The organism is Mesorhizobium sp. Cs1299R1N3 (assembly GCF_037179625.1).
In the GTDB taxonomy this organism is placed as follows: Bacteria; Pseudomonadota; Alphaproteobacteria; order Rhizobiales; family Rhizobiaceae; genus Mesorhizobium; species Mesorhizobium salmacidum.
Genome location: NZ_JAPYKQ010000007.1, coordinates 149,515 through 162,909, shown reverse-complemented (window position 1 = coordinate 162,909; position 13,395 = coordinate 149,515). Strand labels below are relative to the sequence as shown.

Genomic DNA, 13,395 nt, shown 5'->3' with positions numbered 1-13,395 from the left:
GGCGTCGGCCTGAAGGCGTTATCTCTCGACCAGCTCTACTGTGCCGTCCAGCCGCCGTCCATCGGCAAGGTCGTGCCGGTGATCTGCTTGGCCGCATCCGAGCACAGGAACAGCGTCAGCGCCGCAAGCTCTTCCACGGTGACGAATTCCTTGGTCGGCTGCGCGGCCAAGAGCACGTCGTGCTTGACCTGTTCCTCGGTCATGCCGCGCGCCTTCATCGTGTCGGGAATCTGCTTCTCGACCAGCGGCGTCCAGACATAGCCGGGCGCGATCGCGTTGACGGTGACGCCGTCCTGCGCGACTTCCAGCGCCACCGTCTTGGTCAGGCCCGATATGCCATGCTTGGCCGAGACATAGGCCGACTTGAACGGCGAGGCGACCAGCGCATGCGCCGAGGCCGTGTTGATGATGCGGCCCCATTTGCGGCTTTTCATGCCTGGCACCACCGCCTTGATGGCGTAGAAGGCGGCCAAAAGGTTGATGCGGATGATGGCTTCCCACTTGTCGTCGGGAAACGCCTCGATCGGCGCCACATGCTGGATGCCGGCATTGTTGACCAGGATGTCCAGGCTGCCGAATGCCTCTTCGGCGTCATGGACCATGACGGTGACGGCGGCGCCATCCATCATATTGGCATCGGAGTAGCGGCACTTGACGCCGAAGTCCTTCTCGATGCCGGCGCGCTCCTGCTCGATGGCGGCGGCGTCGCCCAGGCCATTGATGGTGACGTTGGCACCCTCGGCGGCAAACGCGCGGGCGATTGCCAAGCCGATGCCGCTGGTCGAGCCGGTGACAAGCGCATTCTTCGAAGACAGGGAACCCATGGGAGATCTCGCAAGAGGTGGGAGGAACTGAATGAGAATAGTTTGTGCGACGCAACACGACAATGCCACGGCCATATGTCGGCTCGATTACAGCTCCGCGACGGCCTTTGCCAGCTCCGTGAGAAGGCGTCTTCGAGGTGACACGGCATTGTCATGGTGCCGTGCAACATATTTGCCAGCGCATTCGCGCGGGGTCATTTTCGAACCGTTGGGGGCACCTGGATGGAAATCGCCGATGTCGTGAAGCGCGCATATGCGATGCCGCTCACCAATCCCTCCTTCCCGCCGGGCCCTTATCGTTTCTTCGACCGCGAATACATCATCATCACCTACCGCACGACACGCGAGGCGCTCGAGGCCGTCGTGCCGGCGCCGCTGGAGATCGACGAGCCGCTGGTCAAGTACGAATTCATCCGCATGCCGGATTCGACCGGCTTCGGCGACTACACCGAGACTGGCCAGGTCATCCCGGTACGCTACAGGGGCCAACATGGCGGCTATGTCCATTCGATGTATCTCGACGACGACGCGCCGATCGCCGGCGGGCGTGAACTGTGGGGTTTCCCGAAAAAGCTTGCCAATCCCAAGATCGTTCATGAAGGCGAGGTGATCGTCGGCACGCTGCACTATGGCAGCGTTCTCTGCGCCACCGGCACGATGGGTTACAAGCACCGTGAGGCTGATCATGACCAGGTGCTCGCTTCGCTCGCCGCCCCCAATTTCCTGATCAAGATCATCCCGCATGTCGACGGCACGCCGCGCGTTTGCGAGCTGGTCCGCTACTACCTCACCGATATCACGCTGAAGGAAGCCTGGACGGCGCCGGCCGCGCTCGATCTGCGGCCTCATGTCATGGCCGACGTGGCGAAGCTGCCTGTGCTCGACATCGTGTCGGCGGTTCACTTCAAGGCCGATCTGACGCTCGGCCTGGGCGAAGTCGTGCATGATTACCTCGCTGACCACAGCCGATCCGCTGCCAGCGCAACCGAGCTGGAGAAAGTCAGTGCTTGAGCGTAACCGCAACAAGGCAGCCGCCGCCACCATCGAGGAAATCACGGCGCAGTATGATCGTATTGCGCTGGTCTTTCAGGGCGGCGGCGCGCTCGGCGCCTATCAGGCTGGGGTCTACCAGGCGCTGGCCGACGCCGGCTGCGAGCCGAGCTGGCTATCAGGCGTCTCGATCGGCGCCATCAACGCCGCGATCATCGCCGGCAATGAACCGAGCCGCCGGCTGCAACGGCTGGAACAGTTCTGGCAGACGATTTCCGGCCGCAAGATCTGGTCCTACACGCCCGAAGGCGACATCTACCGCGACATCCGCAACCAGACCTCGTCGTTGATGACGATGACGATGACGATGGGCCAGCCCGGCTTCTTCAAGCCGCGCAATCCCAATCCCTGGTTCCAGCTGTCGGGAGCGGAAGGCGCCACCAGCTTCTACGACACCGCCGAGTTGAAGGACACGCTGGAGAGCCTGATCGATTTCGACGTGCTGAACGACGGCAAGAAGCGGCTGAGCGTCGGCGCGGTCAATGTCAGGACCGGTAACTTCGTCTATTTCGACACCGAGAACGTGCGTATCGAGCCGGAGCACATCATGGCGAGCGGCGCGCTGCCGCCGGCCTTCCCCTCGATCCGCATCGAGGGCGAGTATTACTGGGATGGCGGCATCGTCTCCAACACGCCGCTGCAATATCTGCTCGACCAGGAAGAGGACCGTTCCTCGCTGGTCTTCCAGGTCGATCTGTTCAGCGCCCGCGGCGTGCTGCCGCGCGGCATGGCCGACGTGCTGTCGCGCCACAAGGACATCATGTATTCGAGCCGCACGCGGCAGAACACCGACAATTTCGAGCGCATCCATGCGCTGAAAATGAAGCTGCTCGATGCGCTGAAACGCGTGCCGCAGGAGCAGCTCAAGGATGGCGAGAAGGAGCTGATCGCCGATTATTCCAACGCCGGCGTCGTCAACATCGTCCACCTGATCTACCAGCACAAGGGCTACGAGGGCCACGCCAAGGACTACGAGTTTTCGGGCACCTCGATGCGCGAGCATTGGGAGATGGGCCTCGAGGACACCGAGCGCACGCTGCGTCACAAGAAGTGGCTGATGCTGCCGACCAATGCCGACGGCGTCACCATCCACGACCTGCATCGCGAAGATCCGACCTGAGTTTCAGGCCGGAAACGCCTGGCTCGGAACACTGAGCCGGGCTCAGAATCTGAGATTGGCGCCGGCTCTCAGCAAGAGCCAATAGAACAGGCCGGTCGCCCCCGCCGCGATCAACAGCGCCAGCTCGAAGCCGCCGGTGTTTGCGTGAGCGGCAGCCCGGCGGTGTTCATGCCGAACATGCCGACGATCAGCGAGCCCGGCAAAAGTAGCGCGCTCATCACCGCCAGCGCCTTCAGGCTGCGGTTGGATTCGTCCGCGAGCTCGGCGGCGACTTCCTCCTGCAACAGCCGCGCCCGGTCGTTGACCATGACGACCTCCCGGTCGAGCCGTTCAAGACGAGTGGTGAGCCGGCGCAACGTCTCGTGTGCGCCTTCCGACAGTTTCCAGTCCGAGCGGTCCTCGTCCTGGAAAAGTGCCGCCAGCGCCGAGATCGGCCGGTGCAGGGAGACCGCGAGGCGACGCACATCCTTTAGCCTCTGCCTTTCGTCGGCAAGCCGCTCGGTCACCAGATGATCCTCCACCTCATCGAGCCGCTTGGTGGCGGTCGCGAGCCGCAGGCTGGTGCTGCCGCAGAAGGCCAGCACGATCGCCTCGAAAAGTTCGAAGGCGGTGGCGGGCCGCAGCCCCGCGGCCAGCGCCTCGTGCACCTCCTCGACCGCTGCCAGCGAATGGCGGCGGCCGGTTACCAGCAGCCGCTCCGAAACCGCGAAGCGCAACCTGCCGATGGTGGTCGACTGACGCGCGATTTCGCTGTGCAGGTCGGCGGAAATGCCGTGGACGACACCATCCTCATGCGCCAGCGCGGGGCTGTCTTCCTGGCCTTCGAGGATCGCATGCGCCGAGGCCGGCAAGGCGCAGGCGTGGCTGACCCAGGAATGGGCGCGCTGGTCGACGAGATCGACATGCAGCCAGACCCAGCCTTCCGGCATCGCCAGTGCGGCATCGATATCGCGCGGAGCAAGTGCCACCGCGGGTTTGCCTGGCAAGCCGCGATAGGCCCAGACCAGCCCGGGCGCCGGATGCTGGTCGTCGACGGCAAGCAAGGCCAGATGCGATGCGTCGTTCATAACTGCCGTCCGAGATTACAGCCAACATAACGTTGGAAAACGAGACGGCGCCAATTTGGCGCCGTCGGTGCTGTCGTCGCTTACGTCGCCCGCTCAGAACACCTGGCGGAAGACGATGAACAGCACAAAGGCGAGCGTGATCGAGCAAGGCAAGGTCAGCACCCAGGCGAGCAGCAGATTGCGCACCGTCGACCATTGCAGGCCCGAGCCGTTCGCCGCCATCGTGCCGGCGACGCCGGATGACAGCACATGGGTCGTCGATACCGGCAGACCCAGGCGGTCGGCCATGCCGATGGTGACCATCGCGACGAGTTCGGCGGCAGCACCCTGGCCATAGGTCAGGTGGCTCTTGCCGATCTTCTCGCCGACCGTGACGACGATGCGTTTCCAGCCGACCATGGTGCCGAGGCCAAGCGCCAGTGCCACCGCGACCTTCACCCAGATCGGGATGAACTTCGTCGCGTTATCGACGGCCTTGTGATAATCGGTGACCGCCTTGAGATCGGCGGCCTCCATCGGCAGCAACTTCTTCTTGTCGATCAGTTTCAGCGCCTCGCCGATCAGATAGATGTCGTTGCGGGCGTTGCTCACCAGATCTGTCGGCACGGTATCGACCGAAGCATAGGGCTGCAGCTCGGCCGTCGTGTTGTGGATATAGCTCTGCAGCGCGACGGTCGTCTTGTCGCTCCAGGTCCGGGTGCGCACGGCATCCTGCACGGCTGCCTTGGCATCCTTCGCATCGGCGACGGTGACACCGGGCTTCACATATTTGCCCAGCGCGGTCTCCACGCTGACCGAAGCCGATTTGTAGGCTTCGAGATAGTTGATGTCAGGCGTGCGGTTCAGCGCATAAGCCGTCGGCACCACGCCGATCAGGATCAGCATGATCAGGCCCATGCCTTTTTGTCCGTCATTGGAGCCATGCGCGAAGCTGACGCCGGTGCAGGTGAAGATCAGCAGCGCGCGGATCCACCAGGGTGGCGGGGCATTGCCTTTCGGCGCCTCGTAGAGCGCCGGATTGCGGACGAGAAGCTTCATCGCGTAGAGCAGGATGGCGGCGGCGAAGAAGCCGATGATCGGCGACACCAGCAAGGTCACGCCGACATTGGTGGCCTGCGACCAGTCGACGCCGCTGGTGGCGCTGCCGGCAGGTGCCATGAACTGGTTGGCAAGGCCGACGCCGATGATCGAGCCGACCATGGTGTGCGAGCTCGACGCCGGCAGGCCGAGGAACCAGGTGCCGAGGTTCCACAGGATCGCGGCCACCAGCAGTGCGAACACCATGGCAAAGCCGGAGGAGGAGCCGACCTGCAGGATCAGCTCGACCGGCAGCAGCGACAGGATGCCGAAGGCGACCGCGCCGCTGGAGGTGAGAACGCCGAGGAAATTGAAGGCGCCCGACCACATGACGGCGAATTCCGCCGGCAGCGAGCGCGTGTAGATGACGGTCGCCACCGCATTGGCGGTGTCATGGAAACCGTTGACGAATTCGAAGCCGAGCGCGATCAGCAAGGCGATGCCGAGCAGGATCCACGGCACCGTCTTGGCCACCGCCAGATCCTGGCTCAGCGCGTAGCCGACATAGACCACGCCAACCAGCACCAGCACACCGAAGACCGGCAGGAACCACTTCGCGCCGCCTGAACTATCCAGCGGATGATCCGGCCTCGGAATGCCCGCCTCACTAGAAACTATGTCCACCATGTCCCACTCCTTTTGCATTGCAGCAAAGAACTGGAAAAGACGCTATGTTCGGACGATGAACCCTGTGTGACGCCGAGAGAGGCTCTGCCTCGACGCACGATCCCTTTCATGCGGGACCGGAGCGTGTCTTCAGGATCGCCGAGAACAGCGGATCGAAGGCACGGCTGATCGGCGCGGCGGCCGCGCCAAGCGCGATCGACCAGGGATCGGTGGTGCCGAGTTGCAGGCGCGGCAAGGTCCGGCCTGGCCTGTCGGCGATCGACGGCAGCAGCGGATGCATCGCCTCGACGAGCCGGCGCGCCAGCGCTTCCGGCGCGCCGCTGGTCAGGATCACTGTCTGCGGATCGAAGATGGTTTCGATCAGATGCACGCTCCAGCGCAGGTCATGGGCCGCCCCGTCGATCCAGGCCATGATCTTCACGTCACCCGCCGCGGCCAGCGCGCCGATCTTTTCGTAGAGGTCCTCGTCGGCTGGATCGAGACCAAGATGCTGGTAAAGCGAGGCCAGCGACGCGCGATGTTCGAGCGGTGTCGAGCCGGGACCAGCCGGCGACAGCAAGGCCATGCCGATTTCGCCTGCATTGCCATGACCACCGCTGTACAGCTCGCCGTTCAGGATCAGTCCGGCGCCAATGCCATAGCCGACATAGAGACACACCGCGTGATCGACGCCATGCGCGGCACCCACGATGCGCTCGGCCGTCGCGCAGGCCGCGGCATCGTTCTGCAGGCCGACATTCAGTCCAGTGCCTTTGGCCAGCGTGTCCAGCAGCGGAAACTTCTGCCAGGCCGGCATCATCCATTTGTCGTCCGAATTCTTCAGGCCGAACGGGCCGGGCATGGCGACGCCAAGACCGACGAGGCGTTTTTCCGACTGCGAGGAGATGCCGGACAGCTCGCGCCGGACGCCATCGATCAGGCCGAGGATCACCTCGACGCCCCTTGACGGCTCATCGAAAGGCAGGTTCGCCTCGGCGCGCGTCAGCACGCTGCCCATCAGATCGACCGCGACCGCCCGCGTCAGGTGACGGTCGATCTGCAGGCCGATGGCGAAAGCGCCTTCAGGAACCAGCCTGTAGGGGGTCGACGGCTGGCCCCGGCCCCTGCGCACCGCATCGAGCGCGACGACCAGGCCATCGCTTTCCAGGTCCTCGATGATGTTGGAGACCGCCTGCTTGGTGAGCTGCGTCGCCCGCGCAAGGTCGGCCCGCGACAGCGCGCCATTGAGACGCAGCGCCTCGATCATGACGCGGCGATTGTGCGCGCTTGTGCCTTCCTGGTTGGTGCCGCTCTTGGCGCGGATCGGGCTGATGTCGTCCATCGGCGTTTCCCCTCTTGACTCTATTAGGATATTGATCGACTAATTAAGTCAAGCGAATTGACTTAATGCAAACCGAGCGCCCAAAAACAAGATGGCCAAGGCCTCCGCCTGTCGCCACTGGTCAGCCGGGTAACCATCAGGTCACGCGACACGGATCCGGGAAGACGATGCCAAATGCCTGGCAGCGCCGGCCCGTCAACGCTGCAATGGGAGAAGAAAATGCTTAGGACGATCACCAAGACACTGGTCGGCGCGGTTTTTGCCGGAGGACTGCTCGTCCCCCACGCCTTCGCCGAGACGACGCTCAACGCGCTCTTCATGGCGCAGGCCGCCTACAGCGAGGCCGACGTGCGCGCCATGACGGATGCCTTCACCAAGGCCAATCCCGACGTTAAGATCAATCTCGAATTCGTTCCCTATGAGGGCCTGCACGACAAGACCGTGCTCGCTCAAGGGTCGGGCGGCGGCTACGATGTCGTCCTATTCGATGTCATCTGGCCGGCCGAATACGCCACCAACAAGGTGCTGGTCGATGTGTCTTCGAAGATCACCGACGACATGAAGAAGGGCGTGCTGCCCGGCGCCTGGACCACCGTCCAGTATGACGGCAAGTATTACGGCATGCCGTGGATCCTCGACACCAAGTACCTGTTCTACAACAAGGACATCCTGGAAAAAGCCGGCATCAAGACCCCGCCGAAGACCTGGGAAGAGCTCGGCGCACAGGCCAAGATCATCCAGGACAAGGGCTTGCTGAAGACCCCGATCGCCTGGAGCTGGTCGCAGGCCGAAGCCGCGATCTGCGACTACACCACGCTGGTCAGCGCCTATGGCGGCGACTTCCTCAAGGACGGCAAGCCGGACTTCCAGAATGGCGGCGGCCTGCTGGCGCTGAAGTACATGGTAGACAGCTACAAGTCGGGTCTCACCAATCCCAATTCCAAGGAATTCCTGGAAGAGGACGTTCGCAAGGTCTTCGAAAATGGCGATGCCGCCTTCGCGCTGAATTGGACCTACATGTACAATATGGCCAACGACCCGAAGGACTCGAAAGTGGCCGGCAAGGTCGGCGTCGTGCCGGCGCCGGGCGTTGCCGGCACCAGCGAAATGTCGGCCGTCAACGGCTCGATGGGCCTCGGCGTCACCGCGGTCTCCAAGCATCCGGACGAGGCCTGGAAGTACATCACCTTCATGACCTCGCAGGCAACGCAGAACCAGTACGCCAAACTCTCGCTGCCGATCTGGGCCTCGTCCTATGACGACCCGGCCGTCACCAAGGGCCAGGAGGAACTGATCGCCGCCGCCAAGCTTGGTTTGGCCGCCATGTATCCGCGCCCGACCACGCCGAAATACCAGGAGTTGTCGACCGCCCTGCAGCAGGCAATCCAGGAATCGCTGCTCGGCACGGCCTCGCCGGAAGATGCCCTGAAGACCGCCGCGCAGAACAGCGGCCTCTGATTTCCATCCATTGCGGGCGGCCTTGTGCCGCCCGTGCTATTTCTGAAATCGTGTTGAATTGAGAGAGGCTGCTCCGATGTCGAGCACCTGGATGACAACCCGCGCCTGGCTGCTGATGCTGCCGCTGCTCGTGGTCATGGTCGCCGTCATCGGCTGGCCGCTGGTCGATACGGTCGGGCTCTCCTTTACCGATGCCAGGCTGGTTGGCACGGCCGGCAGTTTCGTCGGTGTCGACAATTACACCAACATGCTGTCGAGCTCGAATTTCTCGCGTACGCTGATCACCACGACATTGTTCGCGGTCATTTCGGTCGCCGCCGAAATGGTGATCGGCGTCCTCGCCGCCCTTCTGCTCAACCAGGAATTTCGCGGCCGCGCCATCCTGCGCGCCCTCATGATCCTGCCGTGGGCGCTGCCGACCGTGGTCAACGCCACGCTGTGGCGGCTGATCTACAATCCCGAATATGGCGCGCTCAACGCCGCGCTGACGCAACTGCATCTCATCGACGCCTATCGGTCCTGGCTCGGCGAGCCGGGCACGGCGCTGGCTGCTCTCATCGTCGCCGATTGCTGGAAGAACTTTCCGCTGGTGGCGCTGATCGCGCTCGCCGCCCTGCAGGCGGTACCACGCGACATCACCGCGGCCTCGCTCGTCGACGGCGCGGGACCGTTCAATCGCTTCCGTTTCGTCATCCTGCCCTATCTTGCAGGCCCGCTGATGGTGGCGCTGGTGTTGCGCACCATCGAGGCTTTCAAGGTCTTCGACATCATCTGGGTGATGACCCGCGGCGGGCCGGCAAACACCACGCGAACACTGTCGATCCTCGTTTACCAGGAAGCGTTCTCCTTCCAGCGTGCCGGCTCGGGCGCGTCGCTGGCGCTGATCGTCACCTTGCTCGTCACGCTGCTCGCCGTCGCCTATGCGGCCCTGGTGAGGAAGACCGCAGGGAGTGCCGCCTGATGGAACGCAAGAGCCCCGCTTTCACCATCTTCATCTATGCCTGCGCGCTGCTGCTCGCCGCGATCATCCTTGCGCCCATCGCCTGGCTGTTCATCATGAGCATTTCGCCGGCCGCCGATCTTGCCGCCAAGCCGCTGCGCTGGTGGCCGCAGGCAGCCGATTTCTCCCGCTACCAGCTATTGCTGTCGACGGCTGAAAACAGCGCCGGCGGCGCCTTCACCTCTTCGCTGCGCAACAGTCTCGAGATCGCCGGCATGGCGACGCTGGCGGCACTCGCCTTGGCCATTCCCGCCGGCTGGGCGGTGTCGCGCACGCCCGCGATCGGCTGGTCGCTGTCGATGGTCATCGCCACCTACATGCTGCCGCCGGTGGCGCTGGCCGTGCCGCTCTATATGGGCCTGTCGCATCTCGGCCTGCTCAACAATGTCTTCGGCCTGGCTTTGGTATATCTCACCATCCTGGCGCCCTTCACCACCTGGCTGATGAAATCCGGTTTCGATTCCATCCCGCGTGAGATCGAGGCGGCGGCGATGATCGACGGCGCCGGCCTGTTCCAGACACTGCGCATCATCACGTTGCCGCTGGCGGCACCGGTGATGGCGACATCGGCGCTGTTCGCCGTGCTGCTGGCCTGGGACGAATTTTTCTATGCGCTGCTGTTCACCTCAGACCAGCGCGCCAAGACCTTGACCGTCGCCATCGCCGATTTGGCCGGCGGCCGTGTTTCCGACTACGGATTGATCGCCACGGCCGGCGTGCTGGCCGCCCTACCGCCGGTGCTGATCGGCCTTGTCATGCAGCGGGCGCTGATCTCGGGCCTGACCAGCGGCGGTGTGAAAGGATGACCATGACTGCAACAGGAATTCGGCCGGCCGGACTGGTCGCCATCGATCGCGAAATGCAGCGCCAGCATGCGGATGCGCGCGCTTCATTCGAACAAAACACCGCCATGGCGCTAAAGGTCGCCGCCTCGATCAGGAAGACCGGACGCCTGCTCCTGCTTGGCATGGGCGGCTCGCATGCGGTGGGGCGTGCAGTTGAGCCGCTCTATCGCACGCTGGGCATCGATGCGCTGGCGCTGCCGCTGTCCGAACAGCTCGGCCAGCCATTGCCGCTCGCAGGCCGCACAGTGATCGTGACCTCGCAATCCGGCGAGAGCGCCGAGGTCGTCAGATGGTTTTCGCAGGCCGGCGGCAGCTCGGATAGTTTCGGCCTGACGCTCGAAGGCGGTTCATTTCTCGCCCGCACTGCGCCTTGCCTGGTCGGCGCTGGTGGCACTGAGCTGGCTTTCGCCGCGACCCGCAGCCTGACCGTGACCCTGGCCCTGCATCTGGCCATCCTGGCTGCTCTGGGTGAGAATCCGGCCGCCGCGCTTGCCGTGCTCGAGGCTCCGCAGGATTGCGTCATCGCCCCCGCACTTGTCGCGCTTGGCAAGGTGGACACGATCGTCACCTCCGGCCGCCGCCTGCAAGGCGTGGCCGAAGCCCTGGCGCTTGGGCTGACCGAACTGTCGCGGCTGCCCTGCTTTTCGCTGGAAGGCGGCCAGTTGCGGCACGGGCCGATGGAGATGCTCGGCCCCCAGATCGGCCTCGTCCTGTTTCGTGGTGACGACCCAACGTCGGACCTTGTCACCGCCATGGCCCTTTCGGTGGTCGAGGCCGGCGCGCCGCTGGTCATCTTCGACGCGTCCGGGCAACCGCCTGTCGCCGGCGCCGTCACGCTCTCGTTCAAGCCGGCTTCGGGGATGGCCGCTGTCTTCGCCATGCTACCGGTGGCGCAGCGCCTGATGATCGCCTTCGCCGACAGCCGGGTCGACAATGCCGGCACGCCCGTGCGCACCACCAAGATCACCAGGAGCGAGTGATGCGTCCGCTGGCGGTGATCGGTAACGTCAATGTGGACCTGATTGTCGGCCCGATCGCGCCATGGCCGAAGGCGGGAACCGAGACCGTCGTCGACCATGACGAACTGCGCGTCGGCGGCCAGGCCGGCAACACCGGGCTTGCCTGGCAAGCGCTGGGCGTCGATTTCGCGATTGCCGCCAATGTCGGTGACGACCAGTTCGGCCGCTGGCTTCGCGAAGCGTTTGGATTTCGCGCCGAGAAATGGGCGGTCCGTCCCGAAGGTACGACCTTGTCGGTCGGCATGACCCATCCCGATGGCGAACGAACTTTCTTGACCACGCGCGGCCACCTGCCCCGCTTCAGCCTCGGCGATGTCTTGTCCGTTCTCGACGGCGGCGCGCTTTCCGGCGGCTATGCACTGCTCTCCGGCTCCTTCCTGACCGAGGACCTCACGCGCGACTATGAAGCTTTCTTCGACTGGACCGACAGCCACGGCATATCAGTGGCGCTCGACACTGGCTGGCCGATCGATGGCTGGACCGAGGCCAATTGCGCCGCGACAAGGGCGTGGCTCTCGCGCTGCGCGCTGGCGTTGTTCAACGAAGTCGAGACGGTGACCCTGGCGGGATTGCCAGGTCCTGAGGAGGCGGCGCGTGAAATCCGATCCAGCATGAGGCAAGGTGCGACCTTTGTGGCCAAGCGCGGGCCGCGTGGCGCCATCGCCATCGGCCCGGACAATACGCTTGTCGAAGCCGTCGCGCCCGATGTCCGTGTCGTCGACACGATCGGGGCCGGCGACGTCTTCAATGCCGCCTTCCTGGCCGCATTGGCACAGGAACAGCCGCTGTCCGCCTGCCTCCGCGCCGCGACGCATGTCGCCTCGCGCGCCATTTCCACCTTGCCCCGCAACTATGGCGGGCCGATGCAGTTCGAGGGGTCCCATGCATGAGCGCGCTTGAAATCCGCGGTATCCGCAAGAGCTATGGCAGTGTCGAAACGCTGAAAGGCATCGACATCGCGCTGCAGAGCGGTGAATTCCTGGTGCTGCTCGGCTCATCCGGCTGCGGAAAATCGACGCTTCTCAACATCATCGCGGGACTGGCCGAAGCTACGAGCGGCGACGTGCTGGTCGGCGGCCGCTCGATACTCGGCGTACACCCCAAGAACCGCGATATAGCCATGGTTTTCCAGTCCTATGCGCTCTATCCGAACCTGACCGTGCGCCGCAACATCGGCTTCGGACTGGAGATGCGCGGCGTCGCGGCCGACGAGCGTGACAGGGCGGTGAACGAAGCGGCAAGGCTGCTGCAGATCGAAGTTCTGCTCGACCGCAAGCCGAGCCAGCTGTCCGGCGGCCAGCGCCAGCGCGTCGCCATCGGCCGGGCGCTGGTACGCAAGCCGCAGGTCTTCCTTTTCGACGAGCCGTTGTCCAATCTCGACGCCAAGCTGCGTCTGGAAATGCGCACCGAGTTGAAGCGCCTGCACCAGATGCTGCAGACCACCGTCGTCTATGTCACCCACGACCAGATCGAGGCGATGACGCTGGCCAGCCGCATTGCTGTCATGCGCGACGGCAGGATCGAGCAGCTCGGCACCCCGGAAGAAATCTACAACGACCCGGCAACACTCTATGTCGCCGGCTTCGTCGGCGCGCCGTCGATGAATATGCTTCAGGCCACCATTGCCGGCGGCAGGCTGGCCATTGCCGGGTCCGATGTACGGATCCCTTTGCCCGCACGCTATGCGAATGCGGCTCGTGAGGGCGCACAAATGGTCGTCGGCATCAGGCCGGAAGCGCTTCGTGTGGCGACCGGAGCCGCCACGGACCTGTCATTGCCGGTGGAGATCGAGGTGGTCGAACTGACTGGCCCTGAACTGGTCACCACGGCCCGGATCGGCGCGCAGCGGCTGACGGCTTGCTTGCCGCCGCGAGCCCAGCTCGCCAAGGGCGAAAAGCACAACCTCACCTTCGACGAGGCCGCGCTTCGCTTGTTCGACCCCTCGACAGGCAAGGCCTTGCCGGCGATTTGAAATCACAGCGTCGTC

At 64.1% G+C, this 13,395-nt stretch carries 12 protein-coding genes; 8 read left to right on the top strand and 4 right to left on the bottom strand.

Annotated elements, in window-relative coordinates; translation table 11 throughout:
* Positions 1-35: 35 nt before the first annotated feature.
* Complete coding sequence (locus O7B34_RS17675; RefSeq protein WP_337147244.1) at positions 36-824, bottom strand: 3-hydroxybutyrate dehydrogenase; 789 nt, start codon at positions 822-824, stop codon at positions 36-38.
* Positions 825-1,046: 222 nt separating this feature from the next.
* Between O7B34_RS17675 and O7B34_RS17670 the strand changes: the two genes are divergently transcribed.
* Together O7B34_RS17670 and O7B34_RS17665 are read left to right on the top strand one after the other, a co-directional pair.
* Positions 1,047-1,835: an acetoacetate decarboxylase gene (locus O7B34_RS17670; RefSeq protein ID WP_337147243.1), complete on the top strand. Its 789-nt coding sequence runs from the start codon at positions 1,047-1,049 to the stop codon at positions 1,833-1,835.
* On the top strand, positions 1,828-2,994 hold the full coding sequence (locus tag O7B34_RS17665) for a patatin-like phospholipase family protein (RefSeq protein WP_337147242.1): 1,167 nt from the start codon (positions 1,828-1,830) through the stop codon (positions 2,992-2,994). The genes O7B34_RS17670 and O7B34_RS17665 overlap by 8 nt, the downstream gene beginning before the upstream one ends.
* 110 nt (positions 2,995-3,104) lie before the next feature.
* Here O7B34_RS17665 and O7B34_RS17660 read toward each other — a convergent pair whose 3' ends face one another.
* From O7B34_RS17660 to O7B34_RS17650, 3 genes are all read right to left on the bottom strand, one after another.
* On the bottom strand, positions 3,105-4,061 hold the full coding sequence (locus O7B34_RS17660; protein ID WP_337147241.1) for a CorA family divalent cation transporter: 957 nt from the start codon (positions 4,059-4,061) through the stop codon (positions 3,105-3,107).
* Between the two features lie 93 nt (positions 4,062-4,154).
* On the bottom strand, positions 4,155-5,765 hold the full coding sequence (locus tag O7B34_RS17655) for an inorganic phosphate transporter (RefSeq protein WP_337143129.1): 1,611 nt from the start codon (positions 5,763-5,765) through the stop codon (positions 4,155-4,157).
* A gap of 106 nt (positions 5,766-5,871) precedes the next feature.
* On the bottom strand, positions 5,872-7,086 hold the full coding sequence (locus tag O7B34_RS17650; protein ID WP_337147240.1) for an ROK family transcriptional regulator: 1,215 nt from the start codon (positions 7,084-7,086) through the stop codon (positions 5,872-5,874).
* A 219-nt stretch (positions 7,087-7,305) separates the two neighbouring features.
* Here O7B34_RS17650 and O7B34_RS17645 point away from each other — a divergent pair, with 219 nt between their 5' ends.
* The 6 genes from O7B34_RS17645 to O7B34_RS17620 all read left to right on the top strand — a co-directional run bounded on the left by O7B34_RS17645 (position 7,306) and on the right by O7B34_RS17620 (position 13,380).
* Complete coding sequence (locus tag O7B34_RS17645; RefSeq protein WP_337147238.1) at positions 7,306-8,544, top strand: extracellular solute-binding protein; 1,239 nt, start codon at positions 7,306-7,308, stop codon at positions 8,542-8,544.
* 76 nt (positions 8,545-8,620) lie between these two features.
* Positions 8,621-9,505: a carbohydrate ABC transporter permease gene (locus tag O7B34_RS17640; RefSeq protein ID WP_337147237.1), complete on the top strand. Its 885-nt coding sequence runs from the start codon at positions 8,621-8,623 to the stop codon at positions 9,503-9,505.
* Positions 9,505-10,350 carry a carbohydrate ABC transporter permease gene (locus O7B34_RS17635; protein ID WP_337147236.1) on the top strand — a complete coding sequence of 282 codons (846 nt, stop codon included), beginning with the start codon at positions 9,505-9,507 and terminating at the stop codon, positions 10,348-10,350. Before O7B34_RS17640 ends, O7B34_RS17635 begins: the two co-directional genes overlap by 1 nt.
* Positions 10,347-11,369, top strand: a complete 1,023-nt coding sequence (locus tag O7B34_RS17630) for an SIS domain-containing protein (RefSeq protein ID WP_337147235.1) — start codon at positions 10,347-10,349, stop codon at positions 11,367-11,369. Before O7B34_RS17635 ends, O7B34_RS17630 begins: the two co-directional genes overlap by 4 nt.
* The gene (locus O7B34_RS17625; protein ID WP_337147234.1) at positions 11,369-12,298 is read left to right on the top strand and encodes a PfkB family carbohydrate kinase; all 930 of its coding nucleotides are present in this window, start codon (positions 11,369-11,371) and stop codon (positions 12,296-12,298) included. The genes O7B34_RS17630 and O7B34_RS17625 overlap by 1 nt, the downstream gene beginning before the upstream one ends.
* Positions 12,295-13,380, top strand: a complete 1,086-nt coding sequence (locus O7B34_RS17620; RefSeq protein ID WP_337147233.1) for an ABC transporter ATP-binding protein — start codon at positions 12,295-12,297, stop codon at positions 13,378-13,380. The genes O7B34_RS17625 and O7B34_RS17620 overlap by 4 nt, the downstream gene beginning before the upstream one ends.
* Positions 13,381-13,395 lie beyond the last annotated feature (15 nt).

What these genes read in the sequence shown, in the direction of transcription:
- O7B34_RS17640 (WP_337147237.1), top strand. Translation starts at nt 8,621, where the DNA reads ATGTCGAGCACCTGGATGACAACCCGCGCCTGGCTGCTGATGCTGCCG.
- O7B34_RS17675 (WP_337147244.1), bottom strand. Translation starts at nt 824, where the DNA reads ATGGGTTCCCTGTCTTCGAAGAATGCGCTTGTCACCGGCTCGACCAGC.
- O7B34_RS17620 (WP_337147233.1), top strand. Translation starts at nt 12,295, where the DNA reads ATGAGCGCGCTTGAAATCCGCGGTATCCGCAAGAGCTATGGCAGTGTC.
- O7B34_RS17625 (WP_337147234.1), top strand. Translation starts at nt 11,369, where the DNA reads ATGCGTCCGCTGGCGGTGATCGGTAACGTCAATGTGGACCTGATTGTC.
- O7B34_RS17630 (WP_337147235.1), top strand. Translation starts at nt 10,347, where the DNA reads ATGACCATGACTGCAACAGGAATTCGGCCGGCCGGACTGGTCGCCATC.
- O7B34_RS17660 (WP_337147241.1), bottom strand. Translation starts at nt 4,061, where the DNA reads ATGAACGACGCATCGCATCTGGCCTTGCTTGCCGTCGACGACCAGCAT.
- O7B34_RS17645 (WP_337147238.1), top strand. Translation starts at nt 7,306, where the DNA reads ATGCTTAGGACGATCACCAAGACACTGGTCGGCGCGGTTTTTGCCGGA.
- O7B34_RS17655 (WP_337143129.1), bottom strand. Translation starts at nt 5,765, where the DNA reads ATGGTGGACATAGTTTCTAGTGAGGCGGGCATTCCGAGGCCGGATCAT.
- O7B34_RS17670 (WP_337147243.1), top strand. Translation starts at nt 1,047, where the DNA reads ATGGAAATCGCCGATGTCGTGAAGCGCGCATATGCGATGCCGCTCACC.
- O7B34_RS17635 (WP_337147236.1), top strand. Translation starts at nt 9,505, where the DNA reads ATGGAACGCAAGAGCCCCGCTTTCACCATCTTCATCTATGCCTGCGCG.
- O7B34_RS17650 (WP_337147240.1), bottom strand. Translation starts at nt 7,086, where the DNA reads ATGGACGACATCAGCCCGATCCGCGCCAAGAGCGGCACCAACCAGGAA.